This window comes from Altererythrobacter sp. TH136 (genome assembly GCF_007065885.1).
Classification (GTDB): Bacteria; Pseudomonadota; Alphaproteobacteria; order Sphingomonadales; family Sphingomonadaceae; genus Tsuneonella.
In genome coordinates this window covers 70,572-95,284 of record NZ_CP041409.1, presented here as the reverse complement: position 1 = coordinate 95,284, position 24,713 = coordinate 70,572, and the positions used below count along the sequence as shown (strand labels likewise).

General features: G+C 66.3%; 21 protein-coding genes, 1 other RNA gene and 1 riboswitch. Of the genes, 9 read left to right on the top strand and 13 right to left on the bottom strand.

Annotation, left to right across the window (positions count from 1 at the left end; genetic code table 11):
- Window positions 1–58 precede the first annotated feature (58 nt).
- From C0V74_RS00465 to C0V74_RS00455, 3 genes are read right to left on the bottom strand one after another with little or no spacing between them, the layout of a single operon-like run.
- Window positions 59–808: an alpha/beta fold hydrolase gene (locus tag C0V74_RS00465; protein ID WP_143252102.1), complete on the bottom strand. Its 750-nt coding sequence runs from the start codon at window positions 806–808 to the stop codon at window positions 59–61.
- Window positions 809–860: 52 nt separating this feature from the next.
- Window positions 861–1,229, bottom strand: coding sequence for a DUF3617 family protein (locus C0V74_RS00460; RefSeq protein WP_168194117.1), 369 nt, complete (start codon window positions 1,227–1,229; stop codon window positions 861–863).
- Window positions 1,230–1,250: 21 nt separating this feature from the next.
- A complete protein-coding gene (locus C0V74_RS00455) occupies window positions 1,251–1,454 on the bottom strand; it encodes a DUF3617 family protein (RefSeq protein WP_143250187.1) in 204 nt (67 codons plus the stop codon).
- A gap of 102 nt (window positions 1,455–1,556) precedes the next feature.
- Between C0V74_RS00455 and uvrB the strand changes: the two genes are divergently transcribed.
- Window positions 1,557–3,746, top strand: coding sequence for an excinuclease ABC subunit UvrB (uvrB, locus tag C0V74_RS00450; protein ID WP_143250186.1), 2,190 nt, complete (start codon window positions 1,557–1,559; stop codon window positions 3,744–3,746).
- A 13-nt stretch (window positions 3,747–3,759) separates the two neighbouring features.
- On the opposite strand, the gene C0V74_RS00445 is transcribed toward uvrB, so the two are convergent.
- A complete protein-coding gene (locus tag C0V74_RS00445) occupies window positions 3,760–4,599 on the bottom strand; it encodes a hypothetical protein (protein ID WP_143250185.1) in 840 nt (279 codons plus the stop codon).
- Window positions 4,600–4,725: 126 nt separating this feature from the next.
- Here C0V74_RS00445 and C0V74_RS00440 point away from each other — a divergent pair, with 126 nt between their 5' ends.
- Window positions 4,726–5,007: a GFA family protein gene (locus tag C0V74_RS00440; RefSeq protein WP_143250184.1), complete on the top strand. Its 282-nt coding sequence runs from the start codon at window positions 4,726–4,728 to the stop codon at window positions 5,005–5,007.
- Between the two features lie 90 nt (window positions 5,008–5,097).
- Here C0V74_RS00440 and C0V74_RS00435 read toward each other — a convergent pair whose 3' ends face one another.
- The 3 genes from C0V74_RS00435 to uvrA form a co-directional block, all read right to left on the bottom strand.
- Window positions 5,098–6,030 carry a nucleotidyltransferase domain-containing protein gene (locus C0V74_RS00435; protein WP_143250183.1) on the bottom strand — a complete coding sequence of 311 codons (933 nt, stop codon included), beginning with the start codon at window positions 6,028–6,030 and terminating at the stop codon, window positions 5,098–5,100.
- A gap of 8 nt (window positions 6,031–6,038) precedes the next feature.
- A complete protein-coding gene (locus C0V74_RS00430) occupies window positions 6,039–7,187 on the bottom strand; it encodes an HD domain-containing protein (protein ID WP_143250182.1) in 1,149 nt (382 codons plus the stop codon).
- Window positions 7,188–7,325: 138 nt separating this feature from the next.
- Window positions 7,326–10,283, bottom strand: coding sequence for an excinuclease ABC subunit UvrA (uvrA, locus tag C0V74_RS00425; RefSeq protein WP_143250181.1), 2,958 nt, complete (start codon window positions 10,281–10,283; stop codon window positions 7,326–7,328).
- 274 nt (window positions 10,284–10,557) lie between these two features.
- On the opposite strand from uvrA, the gene C0V74_RS00420 reads away from it, so the two are divergent.
- The 3 genes from C0V74_RS00420 to C0V74_RS00410 all read left to right on the top strand — a co-directional run bounded on the left by C0V74_RS00420 (window position 10,558) and on the right by C0V74_RS00410 (window position 15,514).
- Window positions 10,558–12,609, top strand: a complete 2,052-nt coding sequence (locus C0V74_RS00420) for a M13 family metallopeptidase (protein WP_143250180.1) — start codon at window positions 10,558–10,560, stop codon at window positions 12,607–12,609.
- A gap of 54 nt (window positions 12,610–12,663) precedes the next feature.
- Window positions 12,664–13,200 (top strand): RNA 2',3'-cyclic phosphodiesterase, encoded by a 537-nt coding sequence (thpR, locus tag C0V74_RS00415; protein WP_143250179.1) that lies wholly within the window; start codon window positions 12,664–12,666, stop codon window positions 13,198–13,200.
- Between the two features lie 100 nt (window positions 13,201–13,300).
- Window positions 13,301–15,514, top strand: a complete 2,214-nt coding sequence (locus C0V74_RS00410; RefSeq protein ID WP_210413423.1) for a M3 family metallopeptidase — start codon at window positions 13,301–13,303, stop codon at window positions 15,512–15,514.
- Here C0V74_RS00410 and C0V74_RS00405 read toward each other — a convergent pair.
- From C0V74_RS00405 to C0V74_RS00390, 4 genes are read right to left on the bottom strand one after another with little or no spacing between them, the layout of a single operon-like run.
- Window positions 15,511–16,251, bottom strand: a complete 741-nt coding sequence (locus C0V74_RS00405; RefSeq protein WP_143250178.1) for an ABC transporter ATP-binding protein — start codon at window positions 16,249–16,251, stop codon at window positions 15,511–15,513. The two genes, C0V74_RS00410 and C0V74_RS00405, sit on opposite strands and share 4 nt — an antisense overlap.
- Window positions 16,248–17,225 (bottom strand): iron ABC transporter permease, encoded by a 978-nt coding sequence (locus tag C0V74_RS00400; RefSeq protein ID WP_143250177.1) that lies wholly within the window; start codon window positions 17,223–17,225, stop codon window positions 16,248–16,250. Before C0V74_RS00400 ends, C0V74_RS00405 begins: the two co-directional genes overlap by 4 nt.
- Window positions 17,222–18,040 (bottom strand): ABC transporter substrate-binding protein, encoded by an 819-nt coding sequence (locus C0V74_RS00395; RefSeq protein WP_168194116.1) that lies wholly within the window; start codon window positions 18,038–18,040, stop codon window positions 17,222–17,224. Before C0V74_RS00395 ends, C0V74_RS00400 begins: the two co-directional genes overlap by 4 nt.
- Window positions 18,037–19,881: a TonB-dependent receptor gene (locus C0V74_RS00390; protein WP_143250176.1), complete on the bottom strand. Its 1,845-nt coding sequence runs from the start codon at window positions 19,879–19,881 to the stop codon at window positions 18,037–18,039. Before C0V74_RS00390 ends, C0V74_RS00395 begins: the two co-directional genes overlap by 4 nt.
- A gap of 91 nt (window positions 19,882–19,972) precedes the next feature.
- Window positions 19,973–20,155, bottom strand: a riboswitch (cobalamin riboswitch).
- A 155-nt stretch (window positions 20,156–20,310) separates the two neighbouring features.
- Between C0V74_RS00390 and C0V74_RS00385 the strand changes: the two genes are divergently transcribed.
- Window positions 20,311–21,435 carry a cell wall hydrolase gene (locus C0V74_RS00385; RefSeq protein ID WP_246844902.1) on the top strand — a complete coding sequence of 375 codons (1,125 nt, stop codon included), beginning with the start codon at window positions 20,311–20,313 and terminating at the stop codon, window positions 21,433–21,435.
- Window positions 21,436–21,569: 134 nt separating this feature from the next.
- Here the strand turns inward: C0V74_RS00385 and ssrA are convergent.
- Window positions 21,570–21,928: a transfer-messenger RNA gene (gene ssrA, locus C0V74_RS00380) on the bottom strand.
- Window positions 21,929–22,354: a large conductance mechanosensitive channel protein MscL gene (mscL, locus tag C0V74_RS00375; protein ID WP_131623621.1), complete on the bottom strand. Its 426-nt coding sequence runs from the start codon at window positions 22,352–22,354 to the stop codon at window positions 21,929–21,931.
- A gap of 155 nt (window positions 22,355–22,509) precedes the next feature.
- Here mscL and C0V74_RS00370 point away from each other — a divergent pair, with 155 nt between their 5' ends.
- Genes C0V74_RS00370 through C0V74_RS00360 form a run of 3 tightly spaced genes read left to right on the top strand, consistent with a single transcriptional unit; the run spans window position 22,510 to window position 24,699 of the window.
- Window positions 22,510–23,193 (top strand): LemA family protein, encoded by a 684-nt coding sequence (locus C0V74_RS00370; RefSeq protein ID WP_246844901.1) that lies wholly within the window; start codon window positions 22,510–22,512, stop codon window positions 23,191–23,193.
- Between the two features lie 3 nt (window positions 23,194–23,196).
- A complete protein-coding gene (locus C0V74_RS00365) occupies window positions 23,197–24,012 on the top strand; it encodes a TPM domain-containing protein (RefSeq protein ID WP_210413422.1) in 816 nt (271 codons plus the stop codon).
- Window positions 24,013–24,024: 12 nt separating this feature from the next.
- Complete coding sequence (locus tag C0V74_RS00360; RefSeq protein ID WP_143250175.1) at window positions 24,025–24,699, top strand: hypothetical protein; 675 nt, start codon at window positions 24,025–24,027, stop codon at window positions 24,697–24,699.
- The last annotated feature ends 14 nt before the right edge of the window (window positions 24,700–24,713 follow it).

Sequence of the window (24,713 nt, the reverse complement as noted above, 5' to 3'; positions counted from 1 at the left end):
CAGCGCGTCATTAACGCAGCGCGGCGCAAGCGCAGCAAGTATTTCGACATCGAGGCGCTTACCGGTCGAGTTCGCGGAGCACGGCATCGATGGCGCGCGGATCATAGGCAAAGCCCATGTGCGTGCAGCGCACCGCCACCGCCCGGTCACGTTCGCCCGGCGCACCGCAGGCCGCGCGCGGATGGACGATGCCATCGCGCGGGCTCCACAGCGCGACCGTCTCCACCGGCGGCTTGGCAGATAGCTCCACCGCAACCGGCGGTTCCTCGACCCGGTGGCCGGTGACCAGATGGTACGCCCGCCAGACGTTGTTCGCTCGCGGGCTCCACGAAAACGGGGAGCCCATCGTCACCACCTTGGCAACCTCGCCGGGACGCCGCTTTGCGAGTTCGCGCGCGAACAGCCCGCCAAGGCTCCAGCCGACCAGCGCGACGGGCTCTCCATGGCGCGCCGCAAGATCTTCGAGGCGCGTTTCGAGTGAGGCGATGTTGCCTTCGGTCGGACCCCAGTTGAAGCCCAGGCCCCAGCGCTTCACTCGGTGCCCCGCCGCCTCCAGCCGCCGCGCCATGTAGCGCATGCGCACCGGATGCGTGGCAAACCCGGGTAGCAGCATGACCGTGCGCGGACGACGCGCGGCCGCCGGTTCATAACGGCGAAACGCCCGGCGGGCCGGTTCCACCAACCATTCGAGTTCCCCCACCAACCGCCTCAGCGGCGGTCCGCCGACGCCTTCGGGACAATCTTCCCGCGCGAGCGCGATGCGATGCCGCAAGGCGCCCCGCGCGCCCGCGATCTGCCCCCCCAGCATCTGGTAATCGAACCGTGAGGCCACGCGCCGCATCCTTTCGCTTCTCGGTCGATCAACGCTGGCGGTCCGCGCGAGTTTCATCGAGTGGGGAACACTCCCCGATGCGGCGGGAATCCAGCTGCAGATCCATCTTCACCTCACCGCCCGGCAACATGGCCGCCGACTGGGTCATGGCCATTCGCATCGAGGTGCTCTGCGCGGTGGCGGTGCCCTCCAGAGTGATCGCCGACTGCATGCCCTGTGCACCCTTGCAGGTCATGTCCGCATCGATCTTGCCGCCGTTGACATCGAAGCGGGCGAATTCGCAGGTGAGGCCGCCCTGCCCCTCGCTCAACTTACGGATCATGTCCTCAAAACCCTTGTCCGCATCTTGGGCGGTCAGGCAGTAGGTCGAGCTCTGATCGCCGATATTGCTGCCCATCATCGATTTCAGCTTTTCGGCCTAACTCTGCGGAAGTCCGGGTACGGAGAATTCCAGCAGTTTGACCGTGGTCTGGTACTGTCCCGGCTCCGGCTTCTCCAGCTTGCCAGCCTCCGACAGCACCGCGGCGGCGCTCTTCGGCTGCGGTGGTTCGTCCGCCTCGTTCCCGCAGCCGGCAACCCCGAACGCCAGGCAGGCGGCGGCAACGAGAGAATGCGTCTTCATCAAGGGCTCCAGAGAACGGCGGGATTCATCGCGAGACTGCGGCAGGAAGCCGGAAATCGCAATCACTTGCCCGTGCCCGTTTCGTTCCCCATATCGTCCGGCATGGCCGAACTCGTCATCCGCCGCGGGCTCGAGGAGCCCGACACCTCCGACAAATTCGTACCGCACAAGCCCGCCCGGCCCGAGAAGTCGATGGGCGGCCGGCGGTTCGAGTTGATCAGTGAGTATCAACCCGCCGGCGATCAGCCGACCGCGATCGCGGAGCTGACCGCCTCGGCGCGGGACGGCGACCAGACCCAGGTTTTGCTGGGCGTGACCGGGTCGGGCAAGACCTTCACGATGGCCAAGGTCATCGAAGAGCTGCAGCGCCCCGCCCTGATCCTCGCGCCGAACAAGATCCTCGCCGCGCAGCTCTATGGCGAGTTCAAGAGCTTCTTTCCCAACAACGCGGTCGAGTATTTCGTCAGCTACTACGACTACTACCAGCCCGAAGCTTACGTGCCCCGGTCGGACACTTACATCGAGAAGGAAAGCTCGGTGAACGAGGCGATCGACCGGATGCGCCACTCGGCCACCCGCGCCCTGCTGGAGCGCGATGACGTGATCATAGTTGCCTCGGTCTCGTGCCTCTACGGCATCGGATCGGTCGAGACGTACTCGGCGATGATCTTCGATCTCAAGAAGGGCGCGAGCGTGGACCAGCGCGAGATCATCCGCAAGCTCGTCGCCCTCCAGTACAAGCGCAACGATGCCGCCTTCCAGCGCGGCAACTTCCGCGTGCGGGGCGACAGCCTGGAGATCTTCCCCTCGCACTACGAGGACATGGCCTGGCGGGTCAGCTTCTTCGGTGACGAGATCGAGGAGATCAGCGAGTTCGATCCCCTCACCGGCACCAAGGGCGCCAGCCTCTCCAGCGTGCGGGTCTACGCCAACTCGCACTACGTCACACCCGGCCCGACGATGAAGCAGGCCAGCGCCGCCATCAAATTCGAGTTGGAGGAGCGCCTGAAGGAGCTCCACGCCGAGGGCCGCCTGCTGGAAGCGCAGCGGCTGGAGCAGCGGACCAACTTCGACCTCGAGATGATCGCCGCCACCGGCAGTTGCGCCGGGATCGAGAACTACAGCCGCTTCCTCACCGGCCGCCTGCCCGGCGAGCCGCCGCCGACGCTGTTCGAATACCTGCCCGACAACGCCCTGCTGTTCGTCGACGAAAGCCACCAGACCGTTCCCCAGATCGGCGCGATGGCCAAGGGCGACCACCGCCGCAAGCTGACGCTGGCCGAATACGGCTTCCGCCTGCCCAGCTGCATCGACAACCGCCCGTTGCGCTTCAACGAATGGGACGCGATGCGCCCGCAGACGCTCGCGGTCAGCGCCACTCCCGGCAACTGGGAGATGGAGCAGACCGGCGGCGTGTTCGCCGAACAGGTCATCCGCCCCACCGGACTGATCGATCCCCCGGTCGAGATCCGCCCGATCGAGGACCAGGTCCAGGACTGCATCGCCGAGTGCAAGGCGACCGCCAAGCAGGGCTTCCGCACCCTGGTCACAACCCTGACCAAGCGGATGGCGGAGGACCTGACCGAGTTCATGCACGAACAGGGCGTCCGCGTCCGCTACATGCACTCCGACGTCGAAACCCTTGAACGGATCGAGCTGATCCGCGACCTGCGCCTGGGCGTGTACGACGTCCTCATCGGCATCAACCTGCTGCGCGAAGGGCTCGACATTCCCGAGTGCGGGCTGGTCTGCATCCTCGACGCCGACAAGGAGGGGTTCCTCCGCTCCGAAACCTCCCTGATCCAGACCATCGGCCGCGCGGCGCGCAACGTGGACAGCAAGGTCATCCTCTATGCCGACCGGATCACCGGCAGCATGGAGCGGGCGATGGCGGAGACCGACCGCCGCCGCGCCCGGCAGCAGGAATACAACGCCGAACACGGCATCACCCCCACCACCATCCGCCGCGACATCCAGGACATCGTCGCCCACACGGCGAGCCAGGACAGCGTGGTCATCGGCACCGGCGATGACGAGCGCAACAACCTCGTCGGGCACAACCTGCGCGCCTACATCCAGGACCTCGAGAAGCGGATGCGCGCCGCCGCCGCCGACCTGGAGTTCGAGACCGCCGGCCGCCTGCGCGACGAGATTCGCCGGCTGGAGGCGGACGAGCTGGGCCTGCCCGATGGCACGCAGCCGACCGCGCCGGTGGTGGGCCGCAGCAACGAAGGCAAGCCCGGCACCCGCAAGACCCGCTACGGCAAGACCCAGCGCAAGTTCGGGCGCTAGGCCGCCGGGCGGGTCACCCGGCCCCGGCCAGCGGCTCCCAGGGGGTCAGATCCTCGGTGAAGGTCCACTCCGCCGGGTCGTCGTCCTCGCCCGGGGGGACCACCAGCCACCACCGCGCCACCTGCGCCTCGAACGCGGCCATCTGCTCGGCCTCCACCGCGCCCGAGGGATAGCCGTAGATCTCGCCAGGCAGGCGCGCATCGGCGGGACGGGCGGCGTCCATCGCGTTGAGCAGGCGATCGACCCGCGGCAGCATCGTGCCGGTATGCTCGCACCATTGCCGCTCCGGGCCGGACGGCGGCGCGGCGGGCGGAGCCGGGGGCGGAGCGGCCTCCGCGTCGCCCGAAGTGTCACACGTGTCACACTGTTCTGGCGAGGAACCTGCCCCCTCCCCGCGCGCCGGCGGTTCGCCGCTGGCGAAGCGGTCCAGCGCGTCGTCGAAGTCGCCTGCCAGGGCCGCCGCATCGGCATCGTCCGCCAGCTTGTCGAGCCGGCCGAGGTGCGCGAGCAGCAGCCGCGCGTCATAGCGGCGGCGGGTGGCGACAACCTCGCCGTGGTACCACACCTCTTCCTCCACCCCGTCGATCGCGCGGGTGGCGAGCACCTCTTCCGCCTGCGGCCGCGCGGCGAGCAGCGCGCCATCCCACAACCGCCGGAACGCAGGATCGCTGCGCCGCGCGCGATAGGCGGTGCGATAGCACACCCCCACCCCGCGCGCCGCCGCGCGCACGCTGCCGCTGTCCGCCAGCGCCGCAAGGAAGGCGGTCTGCAGCGGCCGGGGGAAGCTCCGCTGGACCGGCGGCGGCGCGGCGCCCGGCTGGTCGATCACGGCGGGCAGAGAGGCAGGGGTCATCGATCCGCATCCTTCAAGGTTGAGGCGCCTTCACGCGAAAGGCCATGCGAATCGGACCATCTATGGCATGCGGGGGGCTGTAGGACAGCGGTTTGCGCGAGGCGCCCGGCGCAAGGAGGAGAGCGGATGGACCAGGTGACCGGCGGATGCCCATGCGGCGCGGTGCGGATCGAGGCGAGCGGCGAGCCCCGCCACTGGAAGAACCGCCACTTCTGCCCCACCTGCGGCGGATCGGTCTTCGCCCGCTGGGACGAAGAGATCGAAGTCCACCTCGGCACCCTCGACGAACCGAGCCGCTTCACCCCGACCTACGAAAGCTGGACCGTGCGGCGGGAGGACTGGCTGCCGGCGTTCGCGGGGATGCGGGGGTTTGTGGGGAATCGGGAGGGTGATGGGCAGGAGGGCTGATTGGGCAGGTCGAAGCCCGTCTCTCCCCTAACCCGCGCTCCAGGCAGAGCGGACTGTGCGGCGGCGACCATCGGAGAAAATACTGGCGCCTTAGAAAATGAGTGACATGTGAATTGGATGCGATGCGTGAAATGTACTCTGTAAAAGAGCCATCAGTTCCCGCGAGAAATAGTGCCCCTCATTCTTAAGAGACCTAAATTCCTCGTCAGTGTGCTTGTCCTCGGGTTTCAACGAGTCAATCCGTGATCGGAAATTCTTGTCTTCAATCTTGTCCAAAAAGAATGCATAGATTTCGAATAGACGCGTCGTTGCGGTTATACCACAGACATATTGAAGCCGTTCAATTGGCGTCATAGCAAACAGGGTCTGGAGGATTTCGCACTTCTGTACTTCAGATCGATCCGCGGTAAGGGCAACGGAGAAGATACCACTCGCATAGATCAGCTTGCGCGAATAAACCAGTTTAAGGTTTCGCACTCCCCACGGTTTACTAGGGCCAAGTTGGGAGGTCTTATGAGCGTAGTCTACTGCCATTGTTCTCCAATATCGCACTATGTCGTTCAACAAATAAAATGCGATCTGATGATCGTTTGGCGTGTTTCCCACATACTGCTCAATTAGGTTTGCACGAATCGCCTCAAACTCCTTACGATCAGTAAGGTATTCGCCTTCGAGCAAATATAAGATGCGCCGAGTAATGTTTTCATTATCGTCATCCCATCCCCCAATGTTCGTCAGGAGTTGACGTTCGGTGACGTCCTTCGCGAAGGCGCCGCCCTCTGAGGGCGCTTTTCCAATGACATCCATCACAATGTCACGGATTGCCGGGTTACTCGTCCGACCTTTTTCCTCGCCCGGAAATACGCAGAAGTAATCTAGATCAGAGGCGCGCGAAGCGTCGCGGCGAGCGAATGATCCGCAGGTGACCACGTTAGCCCCAGGTCCGATCTCCGCTGCCAGCTTAGCTCGTAGTTCCTGTATCTTCTCTTCGGAAAAGATGCGCGCCCGTTCTATCGAGTTCATGTATCCCCCTAGGCCTCGCCCAAATCACCCCCACTAAAGCGGGGGATCTGGACGTTGCGAAGCTCCTTTGTATGCTTATACCGGAGGGCGTCGCAACGGGTAAAAAAGTCCTGCGACTGATCTACGTGAAAATGGCGGACCGTAACGGAGAGATAACCCGAGAAGGCTTCTCGGCTAAACTGCTCAATGAAAGACGGATCAAATGCCTTCCGCAACCCAGGAAATTTCTTGAACATCTGCGCTTCCGAAAGGTAGAAGTCATTCGGCGAAATTCGGTCCTGCTCTCTCTTAAATATCTCTAGAAATAGCTGATCAAGGAAGGCACCGAAGGAGGACCTAATTACAAGATTATAAATCTCTCCCTTCAAATTCCAGAAACTATCAACAGTTTCTTGGTCGGCTCTGGCACTTCTGTCTTTCGACGCTTTGAGCACCCTCCACGGACTCAGCCCGAGGGTTTCCATTTTTACATATTGCCTCGAGCGCAGTATACCTTCTATGGTGTCGAAGTTTATAGGGCCAGAGAAATACCGGTCGTATTTTTCATCATCTCCGTTGAGGACAGCTATGACTTCCTCGGGGTCGAGGCCGTATGTCGTTAAAGTAGCGCGCACGTCCTCGAATTGGCGATCTGAACCGCGAATTATTTCCTCGGAAACTGCATGATGATTAATTCCGAAGAGCTCGACGAAGGCTGGCTCGAGGGTGTGAGAGAAAGCTGAGTGACCTATGTCGTGTAACATCGCGGCAGCGATGCAAACCATCCGGTCGTGCGGGGTAAAGGATTTACCCTGCAAATATCTTTGAGCCAACAGGGCGACGCCCCAACTATGCTGGGCTCGAGTATATCGCGAATTCTGAGGGTGTTGATTTGGCGATGATATAAGATAATAGTCAAGCGCGCCAAGAAATCGAATGTCAGAAAGCCTGCGGAATGCAGACGTTCGAGAGAGATCCTCCAAGAACTCCTCTTCCATGGTCGTCCGCTCGTGGTCGACGGGGAGATGAAACTCATATCTCTCGTCCGAATCTCGGGTTAGATCAATTACGTCCATGATTGCGGCCGAATTTTCCTCACTCTGCTTGTTCCCGTGCGAACTCAAACGCTTTAGCGATTCGATCCATTGATACAGCTTTGAGGCGAACCCTGCTTGCATCAGTCCACTGTTTCCGACTCATGTGGATAACGGGGAAAACTACGGAAATTCTGACAGCCCACTTAGGTGTTGTCGAGGTTTGCAGCGTCCTTGTTGAAGCCGAAGCATTGCAACAGAGCGCCTCGATTGTTAGCGCCGCTACTCCGCCGCCACCTTCTGCCGCGCCTTCCGCTTAGCCGCCGGCTGCTTCAAGGCCGCCTGCTTCGCCAGCATTGGCTTCAAGTACCCGCCGGTATAACTGCGCGGCTCGGCCGCGACCTGCTCGGGCGTCCCCTGCGCCACGATCTCCCCGCCGCGCACGCCGCCTTCGGGGCCGAGGTCGAGCACCCAGTCGGCGGTCTTGATCACGTCGAGGTTGTGTTCGATCACCACCACGCTGTTGCCCTGGTCGACCAGGCGCTGGAGCACTTCGAGTAGTTTGCGCACGTCTTCGAAGTGCAGGCCGGTGGTCGGCTCGTCGAGGATGTAGAGCGTCTGCCCGGTGGAGCGGCGGCTGAGTTCCTTGGCGAGCTTGACCCGCTGCGCCTCGCCTCCGGAAAGCGTGGTCGCCTGCTGGCCGACCTTGACGTAGCCAAGGCCGACTTCGTTCAGCATGTGCATCTTGTCGCGGATCGGGGGGACGGCCTTAAAAAACTCCTCCGCGTCCTCGATCGTCATGTCGAGAACGTCGGCGATGGACAGGCCCTTGAACTTCACCTCAAGCGTTTCGCGATTGTAGCGCTTGCCGTGGCATTCCTCGCACGTGACATAGACGTCGGGCAGGAAGTGCATCTCGATCTTGATCAGCCCGTCGCCCTGGCACGCCTCGCACCGGCCGCCCTTGACGTTGAAGCTGAACCGCCCCGCCTTGTACCCGCGCGCGGCGCTTTCGGGTAACCCTGCAAACCAGTCGCGGATCTGGGTGAAGGCGCCGGTATAGGTCGCCGGGTTGGAGCGCGGGGTGCGGCCGATCGGCGACTGGTCGATCTCGATCACCTTGTCGCAGTATTCGAACCCCGTCACCTGGTCGTGCGCGCCCGCGATCACCCGCGCGCCGTTCAGCGTGCGCGCGGCGGCGGCGTAGAGCGTGTCGATGGTGAAGCTCGACTTGCCCGAACCGCTGACGCCGGTGATGCAGGTGAACGTGCCCAATGGGATGCTGGCGGTGACGTTGCGCAGGTTGTTCGCCCGCGCGCCATGAACGGTGATGTGCTGGCCGTTGCCGGGGCGGCGCCGGGCCGGGATCGCGATCTGGCGGCGGCCGGTGAGGTAGTCGGCGGTGAGGCTGTTCTTGGCCTTGAGCACCTGCTTCAGGGTGCCCTGCGCGACGATCTCGCCGCCGTGGACGCCCGCGCCGGGGCCGAGATCGACCACATGGTCGGCGGTGCGGATCGCATCCTCGTCATGCTCGACCACGATCACCGTGTTGCCGAGATCGCGCAGCCGCTTCAACGTCAGCAGCAGGCGGTCGTTGTCCTTCTGGTGGAGGCCGATCGAGGGTTCGTCGAGCACGTAGAGCACGCCCGACAGCCCGCTGCCGATCTGGGACGCCAAGCGGATGCGCTGGCTCTCCCCGCCCGACAGCGTGCCGCTGGTGCGATCGAGGTTGAGGTAGTCGAGCCCGACGTTGTCGAGGAAGCCCAGCCGCTCGTTGATCTCCTTCAGGATCGCGCGGGCGATCTGGTTCTGCGTGTCGGTCAGCTGGTCCGGCAGGGCGAGGAACCAGTCCTTGGCCATCGTCACGCTCATCTGCGTGGGGGTGGCGATGTCGGTCCCGGCGATCTTGACGCTCAGAGCCTTGTCATTGAGCCGCTTGCCGAGGCAGGTCTCGCACGCCTGCGCGGTCTGGTACTTGCCCAGCTCCTCGCGCATCCACGCGCTTTCGGTCTGCAGCATCCGGCGGTTGAGGTTGCCGATCACCCCCTCGAACGCCTTGCGCACGGTGTATTCCTTGCGCCCGTCCTTGAAGGTGAGCGGCACGGCCTTGCCCTTGGTGCCGTGGAGGATGACGGTCTGGTTGTCCTCGCCCAGCGCCTCCCACGGGGTGGTGAGGTCGAAGCCGAACTCCTTTGCCAGGCTACTCAGCACCTGCATGTAGTACGGGCTCGGCGGGTTGGACTTGGCCCACGGCACCACCGCGCCCTGCTTCAGGCTAAGGTGCTCGTTCGGCACCACCAGCTGCGGGTCGAACAGCAGCTTTTCGCCCAGGCCATCGCACGCCGGGCACGCGCCCTGCGGAGCGTTGAACGAGAACAGCCGCGGCTCGACCTCCTCGATGGTGAAGCCGGACACCGGGCAGGCGAACTTTTCGGAGAACACGATCCGGTTGGCGGGGAGCCCCGCCCCCTTCATCGCGCCGCCCGCCTCGCCCTCGGCCTCGCGCCCCGGGACCACGCCGTCCGCCAGGTCGAAATAGACCAGCCCTTCGGCCAGCTTCAGCGCCTGTTCGAAGCTGTCGGCCAGCCGGGTCTCGATCCCCTCGCGCACCGCGAGACGATCGACCACCACCTCGATGTCGTGCTTGAACTTCTTGTCGAGCGCCGGCGCCTCGCCGATCTCGTACATCTCGCCGTCGATGCGCACGCGGGTGAAGCCGGCCTTCTGCCACTCGAGCAGTTCCTTGCGGTATTCTCCCTTGCGGCCGCGCACCACGGGCGCGAGCAAGTAGGCGCGCGTCCCTTCGGGTAGGGTCATCACCCGGTCGACCATGTTGGACACCGTCTGCGCCTCGATCGGCAAACCGGTGGCGGGCGAATATGGCACCCCGACCCGCGCCCACAGCAGGCGCATGTAATCGTAGATCTCGGTCACTGTCGCCACGGTCGAGCGCGGGTTGCGCGACGTGGTCTTCTGCTCGATCGAGATCGCGGGGCTGAGACCGTCGATATGCTCGACATCGGGCTTCTGCATCATCTCGAGGAACTGGCGCGCGTAGGCGCTCAAGCTCTCGACATAGCGCCGCTGCCCTTCGGCATAGATCGTGTCGAACGCCAGGCTCGACTTGCCGGAGCCGGACAACCCGGTGATAACGATCAGCGCATCGCGCGGCAGATCGATGTCGATGCCCTTGAGATTATGCTCGCGGGCGCCACGCACGCTGATCTGAGTGAGAGACATAGGAGTAGCGTGTTCCGGTTTCGTTCGCGAGTGTCAAGAGATGCGCGGGACGCCCTCCCCCGCCGAACGTGCGATGTGGGGGTCGGGGTCCGGAATGCAACGTCTGGCGCCGCCGGCACGGGCGGCAGCATGAGCGCCCGCGTTCGTCGGTTGGGCTGGCCCGTTGGTCGACCAGCCCTCGCCCGGGCCGCCGAACCGGTTTCACCACCAACCACTTGCGCGGCCGCGTGCGCGGCGCCAAGCACCTGTCGATACCCAGGGGGACCGCGATCACATGACCAGCTTCAAATCCATGCTAGCCGCCGCCACGGCGCTCGGCCTGTCGCTCGCCGCCGCGCCGGCGCTGGCGCAGAACACCAGCGCTGATGACAACGAACAGATCGTCGTCACCGGACAGGCGGCGATCGGCGATTACGGGCTCGACCTCACCACGCGCGATCTCAGCGCCAGGCCGGGCGACGATTTCGAACGCTACGCGAGCGGCGCGTGGATCGACCGGACCGATATCCCGGCGGACCGGGCTTCCACCGGATCGTTCGTCGACCTGGGCGAACGCTCGCAGGAACAGGTGCGCGATCTCGTCACCGCGCAATCCGCCGCGCAGACCAAGTACGGGATGCTCTACCGCACGTTTCTGGACGAGGCCGCGGTGGAGCGCGCCGGTGTCGCCCCGTTGATGCAGGACATCGCCCGCGTCCGCGCCATCGGCGACAAGACGGAATTCGCCCGCTTCATGGGCTCAACCTACGACAAGTTCGGGACCACCCTGTTCGGCGGCGGGCCCTATGCCGACACCGGCAATCCCGAAATGAACGTGCTGTGGTTCGGCCAGAGCGGGCTGGGACTGCCGGAGCGCGATTATTACTTCAACCCGCAGTTCGCCAAGCAGCGCGCTGCCTACCAGGACTATATCGAGCGGACCTTCCGCGCCATCGGCGTGGCCAACCCCGCCGTCTCGGCACAGGAGGTGCTGGCGTTCGAGACGTATGTGGCGCAGCTTTCGTGGCCGATCGCCGACCGGCGCGACATCGGCAAGATCAACAACCCCATGTCGAGCGCGCAGCTGGCCGCATACGCACCGGGGATCGACTGGAACGCGTATTTCCAGGGCGCGGGCATTCCGCCGCAGGACCGGATCATCGTCAACGAGAACACCGCGATCAAGGCGCTGGCAGAGCTGTACGCCAGCACCGATCTCGACACGCTGAAGCTGTGGGAGCAGTTCCACGTCGCGCACCAGGCCTCGCCCTATCTGAACAAGCGCATGGTCGACAGCCGCTTTGCCTTCACCAGCACGCTGTCGGGTGTCAGCGAACAGCAGCCGCGGTGGAAGCGGGCGATCACCAACGTCAATACCTCGCTGGGCGAGCTGGTGGGTGAGGCGTACGTGGCCGAATACTTCCCCGCGGTTGCCAAGACCCGGATGGAGGAGCTGGTCCGGAACCTGAAGCTGGCGATGGCGGACCGTATTCGCGGCAACGACTGGATGGGCGCCGCCACCAAGGATGCCGCGCTGGAGAAGCTGGAGAAGATGCAGGTCATGGTCGGCAATCCCGACGAATTCCGCAATTTCGACGGGCTGCAGGTGTCGCCCACCAGCCTGTACGACAACGTCCGCAACGCGACCAAGTTCAACGCCGACTATGCGATGAGCGATCTCGGCAAGCCGGTCGACAAGAAGAAGTGGGTCATGAACCCGCAGACGGTGAACGCCTACAACGGCGGGCTGGAGAACAAGATGGTATTTCCGGCCGGAATCCTGCAGCCGCCCTTCTTCGATCCTTATGCCGATCCGGCGGTCAACTATGGCGCGATCGGCGTCGTGATCGGTCACGAGATCAGCCACGGGTTCGATGACCAGGGCCGCAAGATCGATGCCAACGGCGCGGTGCGCGACTGGTGGACTCCGCAGGACTCCGCGCGGTTCGAGAAAGAGGCCAAGGTGTTCGGCGATCAGTACGCGAAATACGAAGCCGTACCGGGCGCGTTCGTGAACCCGGAACTGACGATGGGCGAGAACATCGCCGATCTCGCCGGCGTGCTCGTGGCCTACGATGCCTACCACAAGTCATTGGGCGGCAAGGAAGCGCCGGTGATCGACGGGCTGACTGGCGACCAGCGGTTTTTCCTCGCCTATGCGCAGGTGTGGCGGTCCAAGGCGCGCGAGGACGATCTGCGCAGCCAGGTCACCACCGATCCGCACAGCCCAGAACGGTTCCGCACCATCGGCCCGCTGCGCAACGTGGATGCATGGTACGCGGCGTTCGACGTGAAGCCGGGCGACAAGAACTACATCCCGCCTGAACAGCGCGCGCGGATCTGGTAAAGACGGTCGCAGCGGCCGCGGGCACCCACCGCGGCCGCCGACTGGAGCTGCGCCATGCCTCGTCTGTTCGTCGCCCTGCGGCCGCCCGAACCCGTGCGCGACGCGCTGCTCGATGCAATGGGCGGCGTGGAGGGCGCGCGGTGGCAGAGCGACGACCAGTTGCACCTGACCCTGCGTTTCGTGGGCGATATACCGCCGCCTGACGCGGAAGACCTCGCCGCCGAGCTGGGCCGGGTGCGCGCCGCCCCGTTCGCGCTGAAGCTGAGCGGAACGGGGCAATTCGCGCGCAAGGGCCGGCCGCACACGCTATGGGCGGGGGTCGCCCCCTCGCCCGATCTTGCCGCGCTGCAAGCGAAAGTCGAACGCGCCTGCCAGCGCGCCGGGCTGCCACCCGAAGGACGCAAGTTCGCCGCCCACGTCACGCTCGCCCGGCTGAGCGGCGCCGCCGGGCCGACCGGCGCGTGGCTGGCGCAGGCGGGACCGTTCCGCGCGCCCGAATGGCCGGTGGACGCGTTCCAACTGGTCGAGAGCACCCTTGGCACCGGGGGATCGCACTACGAGCCGGTTGTGCAATATCCGTTGCGGCCATAGTGGTTGCAGCGGCAACCAATCCGCGGCTCAAGCGTAGTTGCTGACAGCGCAACCCGCCGCGCGCGGGCCTGCGTGTTCCCAGGGAGAATTTCACTTGAAGATGACCAGGCTTTTCGTCGCAGCGGCTGTCGGCTCGCTGCTCGCAGGATGCAGCACGATGCAGAATACCACGATGGACGGCCCCGCCGTCGCCCTGCCGCAGGCGACCGGTTACTTTGCCGCCGACAGCACGCTGCCGCTGCGCGCGCCTGACTTCAGCAAGATTTCCGACGGCGACTTCCGTACGGCTTACGAACAGGCGATGGCGATCCACGATGCCGAGATCCAGGCGATCGTGAACAACCGCGCCGCGCCCACGTTTGAAAACACGATCGTCGCGCTGGAGCAATCGGGCGCGATGCTGGGCCGGGTAGGCCGGGTGTTCGGCACGTTGACCGGGGCCAACACCAACGACACGCTGGACGCGATCGACGCCGAGATCAGCCCCAAGCTGACCCAGCATTACGATGCGATTAGCCTGAACCCTGCGCTCTTCCAGCGGGTCAAGGCGGTGTATGACGGGCGCGCTGCGCTGAACCTCGACACCGAGGACGCCAAGCTGCTCGAAGACACGTATGAAGGCATGGTCCACGCCGGCGCGCAGCTGACCGCGGCGCAAAAGGAACAGGTCAAGGACATCAACACCCGTCTGTCGGCCGCGACCACCACGTTCGGCCAGCGGCTGACCCAGGCGACCAAGGACGCAGCGCTCGTCATCACCGAGGAAGCCAAGCTCGCCGGCCTGTCCGATGCCGACATCGCGGCCGCGAAGAAGGCGGCGACCGAGCGCGGGGCGCCGGGTGCGCAGGTCATCACCCTGCAGAACACCACCCAGCAGCCAGCGCTCGCGACGCTGACCGATCGCGCTACCCGCGAAGCGCTGTTCAACGCGAGCTGGAACCGCGCCGAGACGGGCGGCGAGAACGACACCCGCGCGCTGGTGGCCGAGATCGTCCAGCTCCGCGCGCAGAAGGCCGCGCTGTTCGGCGCGCCCGATTGGGCGACGTACCAGATGTACGATCGCATGGCGAAGAACCCCAAGACCGCGCTCGATTTCATGCAGCAGATGGTCCCCGCGCTCGAGGCGACCCAGCGGCGCGACGCCGCCGCGCTGAATGCGGAGATCAAGGCCAGCGGCCAGAACTTCACCGTCAAGCCGTGGGACTGGGCGATGTACGCCGACAAGCTCAAGGCCAAGAAGTACGCGATCGACGAAGACGCGGTGAAGCCGTATTTCGAATTGCGCCGCGTGCTGGAAGACGGCGTGTTCTTCATGTCGAACCGGCTCTACGGCCTCAGCTTCAAGCAGCGGACCGACCTGCCCGTCTACAACCCCGACGTGTGGGTGTACGACGTGTTCGAAGCCGACGGCAGCCAGCTGGGCATCTTCTACTTCGACCCGTTCCAGCGCGACAACAAGCGCGGCGGCGCGTGGATGAGCAACTTCGTCGAGCAGTCCAAGCTCAACGGCACCAAGCCGGTGATCTACAACGTGCTCAACATCCCCAAGGCGCCCGAAGGCCAGCCGCAGCTCATCAGCTTCGACTGGGTGGAGACGACGTTCCACGAATTCGGCCACGCGCTGCACGGGTTCTTCGCCAACCAGAAATACGAAAGCCTGTCGGGCACCGCGACCGCGCGCGACTTTGTCGAGTACCCGAGCCAGGTCCACGAGATGTGGGCCAGCCACCCCGAAGTGCTGGCCAACTACGCCAAGCATTACCAGACCGGCGCCCCGATCCCGCAGGAACTGATCGCCAAGATGGAAGCGGCGTCGAAGTACGACCAGGGCTACCAGTTTGGCGAAGTGGTGGAAGCCGCGCTGCTCGACATGAAGTGGCACGCTCTCACCCCCGCGCAGGCGGCGGCGATCAACACCCCGGCGGCGGTGAACACGTTCGAGAACAACGCGCTCAGCGAACTCGGCCTGGCGGTGGACCTGGTGCCGCCCCGGTACCGTACGAGCTACTTCCGGCACATCTTCTCCGATCCGGCGGGCTATTCGGCGGGGTACTATTCGTACTTGTGGACCCAGATGCTCGACCGCGACAGCCGCAAGTGGTTCATGGAGAACGGCGGCCTGACCCGGCAGAACGGCGATCACTTCCGCCGCACGGTGCTGAGCCAGGGCGGGACGCAGGACTACTTCGAGATGTACCGGGCGTTCACCGGGCGCGAACCCAACGTGCAGCCGATGCTCGAGGCGCTCGGCCTGACCGGCGGCACTGGCTCGGGAACGAGCACGATCCCGAGCAGCGGTGACGAGACCGGCTAAGCGGGAGGGCGTCCCGCCACCAGTGCCCGCGCGCCGGGCTCTCCCAGCCAGCGCGCGGGAACGCCCCAGACTTGCTGGATGATCGCGGCCGACAGCGCTTCTTCGGGAGCGCCGTCGGCCGCTTTCGTACCGCGGTCCAGCACCAACACGCGGTCCGCATGGTTCATCGCCAGCGCCAGGTCGTGCAGCACCAGCACCACGCCAACGCCGGCATCGGCCGCGCGCCGAAGGTGCGCCAGCAGGCTGAGTTGATGTGCGAGATCGAGCGCGGCGAGCGGTTCGTCGGCCAGGATCCAGCGCGGCGCCCCCGCCAGCACACGCGCCAGCAGCACCCGCGCCTTCTCGCCGCCCGACAGGCGCGACACCGGACGATCCGCCAGCGCGATCAGGTCCAGCGCGGCGAGAGCGCCGTCCACTTGCGCGGTGCCCCGGTCGCGGTGCGGCAGGCGCCCCAGCGCGACCAGGGTGCGTACGGCCACGTCCCAGGCCACTTCGCCGTCCTGCGGCAGGTAACCGATCGCTTTCGCCCGTTCGCGCGGATGCACCCCCTGCAACTCGGCACCGTCCAGCGTCACCGATCCGGTGTCGGGGCGGAGCAATCCTGCAAGGCACTGCAGCAGGCTCGACTTGCCCGCGCCGTTGGGGCCGCAGATCGCGGTGATCCGCCCCGGCTCCAGCGCCAGAGATAGGGAATTGAGTCGGCCTTCCAGCGAGACATCGTTCGCGCGCAGGATCATGCCAGCCCCCCTGGCCGGCCCAGGCGCATCCGCAGCAGCAACCACAGGAAGAACGGCGCGCCCACCAGGCTGAGCGCGATGCCGAGCCGCAGCTCCGTCACCAGCGGCAGCACCCGGCACACGCAGTCCGCCACCAGCACCAGCAGCGCGCCGGCGAGCGCGCTCGGCAGCATCACCGACGATGGCCGGCGGTCGGTCAACGGGCGGACGAGGTGCGGGACGATCAGCCCCACGAAGCCGACGATCCCGGCGACCGCGACCCCGCTGCCCACCGTCAGGCCCACGCCCGCGATCAGCCAGCCCTGCATCCGGCGCGTCTCCATGCCCAGGCTGCGCGCCGCGCCGTCTCCCAGCACCAGCGCATCGAGATCGCGCGCGGCCATCGCCAGGCAGCCGATCCCCGCGAGGGTCAGCGGGAGGGCAATCCACACCTCGCGCCACGACCGGTCGGTCAGCGCGCCCATCAGCCAGGTGACGATCTCGCTCATCGCAAAGGCATTGGGCGCAAGGCTGATGGCAAAGCTGGTCAGCGCGCCCGCCAGGCTGGCGATCATCATGCCCGCCAGCGTGAACAGGGCGATGCCCCCTGTCCCGCTGAGGGTGCGCCCCGCGATCAGCGACAGCAGCGCCATCGCGCCGGCTGCTCCCGCCAGCGCGAAGACCGGCAGCAAGTAGGGCGCGGCGGCGAACCCGAACCACAGGCTGGCGACCGCCCCCAGCGCCGCACCCGGCGCGATCCCGAACAGCCCCGGATCGGCGAGCGGGTTGCGCAAGTATCCCTGCATGGCGGCGCCGCTTGCCCCCAGCCCGGCCCCGATGATCAGCGCCAGAAGACTACGCGGCAGGCGCAGTTCGGCCAGGATCGCGGCCGCGTTGGGCGTGCTCCACGGATCGACCCACACCCGCCCGGCCAGCAGCGACAGCGGGAAGGCCAGCGCGATCAGGGCGAGGAGGATGACGACAGCGCGCGTCACGACAGCCCGTCCCTGATCTGAGCCAGTCGTCCCGCCGCCCGGATGATCGTCGGACCGCCGCAATAGAGCAGCGCCGGATCGAATGCGGCGCGCTGCAAGTGCGGCACGTGCCGGAGCGCGGGGTGGTGCTGACCGCGCTCGCTGCCCGCTACCAGCAGCACGCGCGGCGGATCGCTCAGCAAGCGCTCGAGCGACAGGTAATCGGCTTGCCCCAGTCCGCGCGCCGCGGCGTGGTTGGCAAAGCCGGTGCGGCGCATCAGTTCGCTCACCAACGCGCCGTCGCCCGGCACGATGCCGCCTGGCTGCCACAGGATCGCGGGCACTGGCGCGCCGGACGGCCGGGCGTCTGCCAGGGCCGCCTCGATCCGCGCGACCAGCGCCTCGCCCCGTTCGGGATGCCCGGCCAGCGCGGCCAGTTGGCGAACCTGCGTAAGGCTGTCGGCCACGGTCGAGGCGATCCCGACCGTCTCGACCCGCAGGTCGAGGTCGGCCAGTGCGCCGCGTGTCGCCGGGTCCATGAAGGTGGTGCCGACGACCATGTCCGGGTTCAGCGCCAGCACTTCCTCCACGGTCCCGCCGGTTGCGCGGAACCGCCGCGCCTTGGCGAGGTCCATCGAGGTGCCGCGCGGATCGTGGCTGTAGTGGCTTACCGCCAGGATCTGCGCCGGGTCTGCGACTTCGGCGAGGATCGCGTCGGTGCACGGGTTGAGGCTGACGATCGTCGGGTGCGCCCGCGGAGTGGCAGCTGGCGGCGGGGACGCTGGCGGGGCGGCGCACCCCGCCAGCAGCGCCAGCGCGACCAGCGCGACCTTCACAGCCGAACCCGCGCCCCCACGAACGCCGCCCGCCCGCGCGTGCCGTATCCGGCGACTTCGGTGTAACGCGCATCGAACAGGTTCTCGACCCGGCCGAACAGCTCGAACGTGTCGCCGAGCGGGACACTAGCGCGCACGTCGGTCAGCACATACCCGTCGATCGCGGTGAAGTTACCCGCGTCGTCGAAGCTGTCACCCACCAGCCGCACGTCGCCGCCCAGCACGACGCCGAACGGCGCGCTCCAGTCGGCAGTGGCGGTCAGCGCGTGGCGCGGACGGCGCGCGAGCCGGTTGCCGGTCGCGCGGTCCTCCGCATCGAGATAGCTGTACGCGACGCTGGTCCGCAGCCGCTCGCTGGGCGCAAGACCGACCTCGACCTCGAACCCTTGGGCGCGGGCGCGGCTGACGTTGTCGTACGTGCCGAACGGGCGATCGGTGCAGATGCCGCCGCTCACGCCGAAGCAGGAAACGAAGTCGATCAGGTCGCTACTGTCGCGCCGGTACAGCGTCACCGCACCCCAAGTGGGCGCGGCGCGGGTCCGCCAGGCGAGGCCCACATCGAAACTGCGGCTGCGTTCGGGCTGGAGCGCGGCGTTGCCGTAGTCGCTCAGCAGCTGGAACAGCGTCGGCGCCTTGAACCCTTCGCCATACGATGCGCGCACCCGCAGGTCGGGCGCGACTTCGTAGCTGGCGTCGGCTCCCACGCTGGTCTCGCCGCCGAACCGCGCGTGGCGGTCGTGGCGCAGCCCGGCGTGGGCGGCGAGCTTGCCGAACTCGATCCCGGCTTGCGCGTAAGCGCCCCAGATGCTGGTCCGCTCCGCCGCGTCGAACGAGGTGGCGAAGCGGGTCCATTCACTCTCCCCGCCGAAGTTCACGATCAGCGGGCCGATCGGGCGCCACTCCCCGCGCAGGTCCACCCGCTGCGAATGGCCATCGGTGGTGTAGTTGGGAGCGGTGCTGTCCTGCGTGTCGAATGTCGCGCGCTCGGTGTCGGCGAACGAGTAAGCCCCGCGCAGGTACAGCGGCCCGCTGTCGTAGATCGCGCCTCCCGCGCCGGTGTATTGCCGGGTGTGCTGGCGCTCGTCCGTATCGGCGAAGGTGAAGCTGGGCGCCAGATACCCGTCGAGATCGAGATCGCCTTCGACATATCGCCCCAGCGCGAACAGTTCCAGCGCGGGCGAGAGGTAGGCGCGGGCGCGCAGGTTGCCGGACCATTGCTCGGACCCGTCGGCCTCGCTGCCCGATGCCGCTGCCGAGAAGCCATGGGTCCGCTGCCACCCGGCCGATCCGCCGAGGAAGAATGCGTCGCTCCCCACGCCGCCGCTGGCGGTGAGATAGCTGCTGTCGTCCGCGCCGTATTCGCCACTGGCGGTCAATCCGCGGCGGTTGCGGGTCGTGACGAGCAGCACCCCGCCGATCGCATCCGATCCCCAGATGGTGGAATTGGAGCCGCGCAGCAGGTCAAGCTTCTCGACCTCGCCCGCCGCCAGGTTGCCAAAGTCGAACCCGCCGCCCGGCGCCGCCGGATCGGCGACCCGGACCCCGTCGACCAGCACCAGCAGCTGCTCGGCCGCCGCGCCGCGCACGCGCACGCCGGTGAAGGCGCCCGGCGGGCCGTTGCGGGTGATGGTCACGCCCGGCGCGCGGCGCAGGACCCGGGCGATGTCGGCCCCCTGGACCGCGTCGATCTCCGCCTCCCCGATGACAGTGACCGGCTGGCCGGACACCTCCACCTCGCTGCGGGTACCGGTCGCGGTGACGGTGATCCCGGTATCGGGAATCTGCGCCGCGGCAGACGAAGCGCACGCGGCAGCACTCAGCAAAAACAGATACTTGGGCATTGATCCTCCTGTCATGTGCGAAGTCGCTCATGACGAAGGCCGGGCCGGAACTGGCCCCCCTGCGCTTGCCTTCGGTACACCCCGCCCGCCGGCTCGAACGACCATCACCGGCAGGTCTCCTGGCTCCCGGATCGCCAGCTTGCCCCCGCCTTCCCGGTGTCCCAGTGGCATCTGGGGGCAGCCTCCCCGGTCACAGTTGCGGGGGCAGCGGGGGCATCGCACCCCCTTCCCTCTTAGGCCCGCTTTCGCGAGCACCCATGACGTCGCGGCGCCCATAGGCGGCAGCGCGGCCTGAGGCAAGTTAACCGGTGGTGAGGCATGCGAGGTAACCATTCCCTGCGGGCTGTTCCGCCAAGGGACACTGCCAGTCACCGCGCTCGCGCCAACCGGTGTGCGGACGTAGGCGCACTTGCTGTCCAAGGAGCCATGTTGCCCGCATCACCTCGCCTGCCCCGCCGCCCGCGGCCTCCCCGGCCGATCGACCGGCTGCGTGCGCTGCTGACGCTGGACGGTCCACACCGGGGGCGGCGGCTGCTCACGCTCGCCGCGGCGATCGCCGTGCCGGCGATGGCCGCGCCCGGTGAATGGGGCGCTTTCGACGATGCCGGCAGCCCGGCGGCGGCGCGCGTGATGCCGTTCGAGACACCGGGCGAAAGCTTTCCCGGGTCGGCGTTCTTCTACCTGATGGATGTGCCGGCGGCCCCGTCGGACGATCTGGCGCTCACTGACGACTTGCCGCCGCCGCTCGACACCGGGGCGCACTCCGACGCGGACGAGCCACTCGCCAGTGCCTCGGCCCGCGCGTTCACCGCGATCGGCAGCGGGCTCGACAAGGCGCGCGCGCTACAGTGCATGACGCTGGCGCTGTACTACGAAGCGGCAAACGAGCCGACCGAGGGGCAGCGCGCGGTGGCGCAAGTGATCCTCAACCGCGTGGCGCATCCCAGCTATCCCAACAGCGTATGCGGGGTGGTATTCCAGGGCAGCGAGCGGCGCACCGGGTGCCAGTTCAGCTTCACCTGCGATGGCTCGCTGGCACGGGTTCCGTCCCGGACGACATGGGCGCGCGCCCGCTCGGTCGCCGCTGCATCGCTGGCGGGATACGTGTACCGGCCGATCGGCCTGGCCACGCATTATCACGCGACGTACGTGCTGCCATACTGGGCCTCCAGCCTGCAGAACGTCGGGACGATCGGGCTGCATACGTTCTACAAGTGGCGCGGGCTCGCCGGACGCTCCGAAGCCTTCGCCGCGCGCTACCGCGGCGGGGAGCCAATGGCTGCGCCGCACCCGCGCAGCGAGGCCTTGACCCCCGACTCCGCGCCCGATCCGGTGCTGCTGGCGCAGGCGTACGAGGCGGCGAAACGCAAGGCGGCGGCGCAGTCGGCAGCGTATGTCCCGCCCCCGCCCCCCGCTTACAGCGCGGCCGTGCAGGCGCGCGGCGGGGACGCCGCATTCAAAGCGGAGAACCTGCCGCAGACGAGCGGGATCAAGGCGGAGTACGCGAACTCAGGCCGCTGGATCGGCCAGCCTTCCAAGGCGCCAGCGATGTAGAGAAGGTGGGGGATTCTGTTGCTAGGCTCCCCGTCCTTGTTTCGGGGGGGCGAGGACCGCCGCGATCGGGGCCAAGTCGGTCCAGCAATAAAATGAAGGTGGGGGATTCTGTTGCTAGGCTCCCCCGGGCCCCCGGTTTCCGATTCTGTTACCCGGTTCGGTCCGAACCGTGCTCAAAGCCTTGTAACTTCAGGGCGTTAGCCCCTAGAATTACGCAGCGAGAGCAAGTGCTTCGTTGTCGTTGGCACTTGTGGGTTTTGAGCCTTGAACGGGTTACTCAGCCCGAGCAAAAACGATGCTTTTCAATACACGTCGATCCTAGTTCGGCCCCGTCATTTCCCCTGCAACGCCAGAGGAGGTGGTGGAGCCGCCGGGTACTGCCCCCGGGTCCGCTGTATCTATTGCACACCGCAATTTATCGCCATATCCGGCCCTCGGTTTCCCTTGGACCGGCACCGACGGATATAGTCGCCCTGCGCTGAATGTGAAGTGACTAGACGCGCCGCCGCAGCTCATCGCGGATTTCCGCCAGCAGCTCGATCTCGCTCGGCCCCGCTGGCGTTTCGTCCGGACGGCGATTGACCTTGTTGGCGGCCTTCACGACCAGGAAGATGACCCAGGCCACGATGAGGAAGTTGACCACCTGGGTCACAAGGTCGCCATAACCGATCATCGGCACGCCCGCTTCCTTGAGCGCGGCATAGTTCGTCAGCGAACCATTGTACGTCTCAGGTATCGGCCCCAGACGAATGAAATAGCTTGAAAAATCGGTGTTGCCGAACAGCCAGCCGATCACCGGCATGATGACGCTGTCGGTGAGCGACGTGACGATCTTGCCGAAGGCCGCGCCGATGATCACCGCCACCGCCAGATCAAGCACGTTGCCGCGGTTGATGAATTCCTTGAACTCTGTGAACACGTTCCACCTCCTGCCCGGTTATGTCAGCGTGAGATGTGCCCCCGATTTTCTTGAGTAGCAAGCGGTGGGCCGCTTGAACGCGCCGGCCGGTGTGCTAGAACCGCAATACAGGCCGGGCGCGCCTTTCGCGCCGTGTTGACAGCTGCTTGCATAGGATGCTCGACGCAATGACCTTCACCACTCTCCGCCGCACCGTCGTGGTCGCGATGGCCGCGATCGGCCTTTCCGCCTGCGGCATCAACTCGATCCCCACCAAGGAAGAAACCGCGAAGGCGCGCTGGGCCGATGTCGAGGCAGCGTTCCAGGAACGTGCCAATCTCGTTCCCAATCTCGCCGAAGTCGCCAAGGGCGCGGCAGAGCAGGAGCGCGGCATCCTCACCGACGTGATCGAGGCCCGCGCGAAGGCGACGAGCGTCCAGATCAACGCCGACGACCTGACCGATCCCGCCAAGATGGCGGAATACCAGGCGGCGCAGAACCAGCTGAGCTCGGGCCTTGGCCGCCTGCTCGCGAACTTCGAAGCGTATCCCGACCTCAAGTCCATCACCAATTACCAGATGCTGCAGGGCCAGCTCGAAGGGGTCGAGAACAAGGTCCGCATCTCGATCCGCGACTACAACGAGGCGGTGCGCGACTATAACACCGAGATCCGCACGTTCCCCAGCGCGATCGGCGCCAACGTGATCTACGGCGCGAAGCCGATCGTGCCGTACAAGGCGGTCACCGCCGGTGCCGAAGTGGCGCCCACGCTCGACATGACGCCCTCAGGTTCGGCTACGCGGGCGACCGGCGCCAATGACAACGCGCCGGCGCCGACCGCTTCGGCCGCGAACCAGTAACCCTTGGCGCGCTCACTCGCGCTGGTCTTCGCCTGGCTGGCGGCGCTCCTCGCGTCGCCAGTCGCGGCGCAGGAGTTTCCCGCTCTCACCGGGCGGGTGGTCGATGCGGCCAACATCCTCCCGCCCGCGGTCGAGGCGCAGCTCGACAGCAAGCTGACCGCCTTCGAACAGCGCAACCAGCGCCAGTTCGTCGTCGCCACGGTGCCGAGTCTGCAGGGCTATGACATCGCCGACTACGGTTACCAGCTTGGGCGCAAGTGGGGCATCGGCGACGAACAGCGCAACGATGGCGTGATCCTGCTGGTCGCCCCGAACGACCGCAAGGTACGGATCGAAGTCGGCTATGGCCTGGAGCCTGTCCTGACCGACGGCTATTCCACGCTGATCGTGCAGAACACTATCCTGCCAAAGTTCCGGGCGGGAGACATGCCCGGCGGTGTCGTCGCGGGTGCCGACCAGATCATCCAACAGCTTGAGCTGCCTGCCGAAGAAGCGGCCAAGGTGGCGCAGGCCGCAGAGACACGCGCGCGATCGGGTGGCGAAGGCGGGTTCCCGTTCGGCCTGCTGATCTGGGGCGGGTTCCTGCTGTTCTTCGTCATCCTGCCGATGATGCGCGGCGGGCGTAAGGGCCGGCGCTATCGCCAGCGTGGCGGCATGGGCGGCGCAGTGGGCAATATCATCCTGTGGGAAGCGCTCAGCGCGGCCGCTCGCTCAGGCGGTGGTGGAGGCGGAGGCTTTGGCAGCGGCGGTTTCGGCGGCGGCGGTTTCGGGGGTGGCGGCGGCAGCTTCGGCGGCGGCGGCGCATCCGGTGGCTGGTAGCGGGGGCTGACGATGGCTTATCTGAACGAAGCCGAGCACGCGCAGGTCTCTGCCGCGGTGGCCGCGGCGGAGATGCAGAGCGCGGGCGAAATCGTCACCGTGCTGGCCGAACAGTCCGATGGCTACAGCGATATCCAGCTCGCCTGGTCCGTGCTGGTCGGCACGCTCGCGTTGGCCGCATTCACGCTGATGCCCGACTTCTACTTGCGCCTTGTCGAATGGCTATTCGGCGGGTGGAACCACGAATGGACCACGCGCGAAATTCTCTCATTGGCGCTCGCCGGGTTCGTCGTGAAGTTCGCGGGCACCTGGCTGATCCAGCTGTGGCGGCCGCTCAAGTTCGCGCTGATCCCCGCCCCCATCAAGCAGGGGCGCGTGCGCGACGCGGCGGTGCGTCACTTCAAGGTCGGGGCGGAGCGGCGCACGCACGGCCGCACGGGCGTGCTGATCTACCTGTCCATGCGCGAACACCGGGCCGAGATCGTCGCGGACGCCGCGATCGCCACGCAGGTTTCGGCGGAGGTCTGGGGCGAGGCGATGGCCGACATGCTGGTGCACATCCGTGAAGGCCGCATCGCGGACGGGCTCAGCGCAGGCATCGCCGATGTCGGCGCCGTTCTGTCCGAGCACTTCCCGCGCGCCGAGGATGATAGCAACGAGCTTCCCGACCGCCTGATCGAGGTGTGATGTCTAGCGACCAG

Excerpts from the sequence above, each read along its gene's own strand:
- C0V74_RS00465 (WP_143252102.1), bottom strand. The coding sequence starts at position 808 with ATGCTGGGGGGGCAGATCGCGGGCGCGCGGGGCGCCTTGCGGCATCGC.
- C0V74_RS00460 (WP_168194117.1), bottom strand. The coding sequence starts at position 1,229 with ATGGGCAGCAATATCGGCGATCAGAGCTCGACCTACTGCCTGACCGCC.
- C0V74_RS00455 (WP_143250187.1), bottom strand. The coding sequence starts at position 1,454 with ATGAAGACGCATTCTCTCGTTGCCGCCGCCTGCCTGGCGTTCGGGGTT.
- uvrB (WP_143250186.1), top strand. The coding sequence starts at position 1,557 with ATGGCCGAACTCGTCATCCGCCGCGGGCTCGAGGAGCCCGACACCTCC.
- C0V74_RS00445 (WP_143250185.1), bottom strand. The coding sequence starts at position 4,599 with ATGACCCCTGCCTCTCTGCCCGCCGTGATCGACCAGCCGGGCGCCGCG.
- C0V74_RS00440 (WP_143250184.1), top strand. The coding sequence starts at position 4,726 with ATGGACCAGGTGACCGGCGGATGCCCATGCGGCGCGGTGCGGATCGAG.
- C0V74_RS00435 (WP_143250183.1), bottom strand. The coding sequence starts at position 6,030 with ATGAACTCGATAGAACGGGCGCGCATCTTTTCCGAAGAGAAGATACAG.
- C0V74_RS00430 (WP_143250182.1), bottom strand. The coding sequence starts at position 7,187 with ATGCAAGCAGGGTTCGCCTCAAAGCTGTATCAATGGATCGAATCGCTA.
- uvrA (WP_143250181.1), bottom strand. The coding sequence starts at position 10,283 with ATGTCTCTCACTCAGATCAGCGTGCGTGGCGCCCGCGAGCATAATCTC.
- C0V74_RS00420 (WP_143250180.1), top strand. The coding sequence starts at position 10,558 with ATGACCAGCTTCAAATCCATGCTAGCCGCCGCCACGGCGCTCGGCCTG.
- thpR (WP_143250179.1), top strand. The coding sequence starts at position 12,664 with ATGCCTCGTCTGTTCGTCGCCCTGCGGCCGCCCGAACCCGTGCGCGAC.
- C0V74_RS00410 (WP_210413423.1), top strand. The coding sequence starts at position 13,301 with ATGACCAGGCTTTTCGTCGCAGCGGCTGTCGGCTCGCTGCTCGCAGGA.
- C0V74_RS00405 (WP_143250178.1), bottom strand. The coding sequence starts at position 16,251 with ATGATCCTGCGCGCGAACGATGTCTCGCTGGAAGGCCGACTCAATTCC.
- C0V74_RS00390 (WP_143250176.1), bottom strand. The coding sequence starts at position 19,881 with ATGCCCAAGTATCTGTTTTTGCTGAGTGCTGCCGCGTGCGCTTCGTCT.
- C0V74_RS00370 (WP_246844901.1), top strand. The coding sequence starts at position 22,510 with ATGCTCGACGCAATGACCTTCACCACTCTCCGCCGCACCGTCGTGGTC.
- C0V74_RS00360 (WP_143250175.1), top strand. The coding sequence starts at position 24,025 with ATGGCTTATCTGAACGAAGCCGAGCACGCGCAGGTCTCTGCCGCGGTG.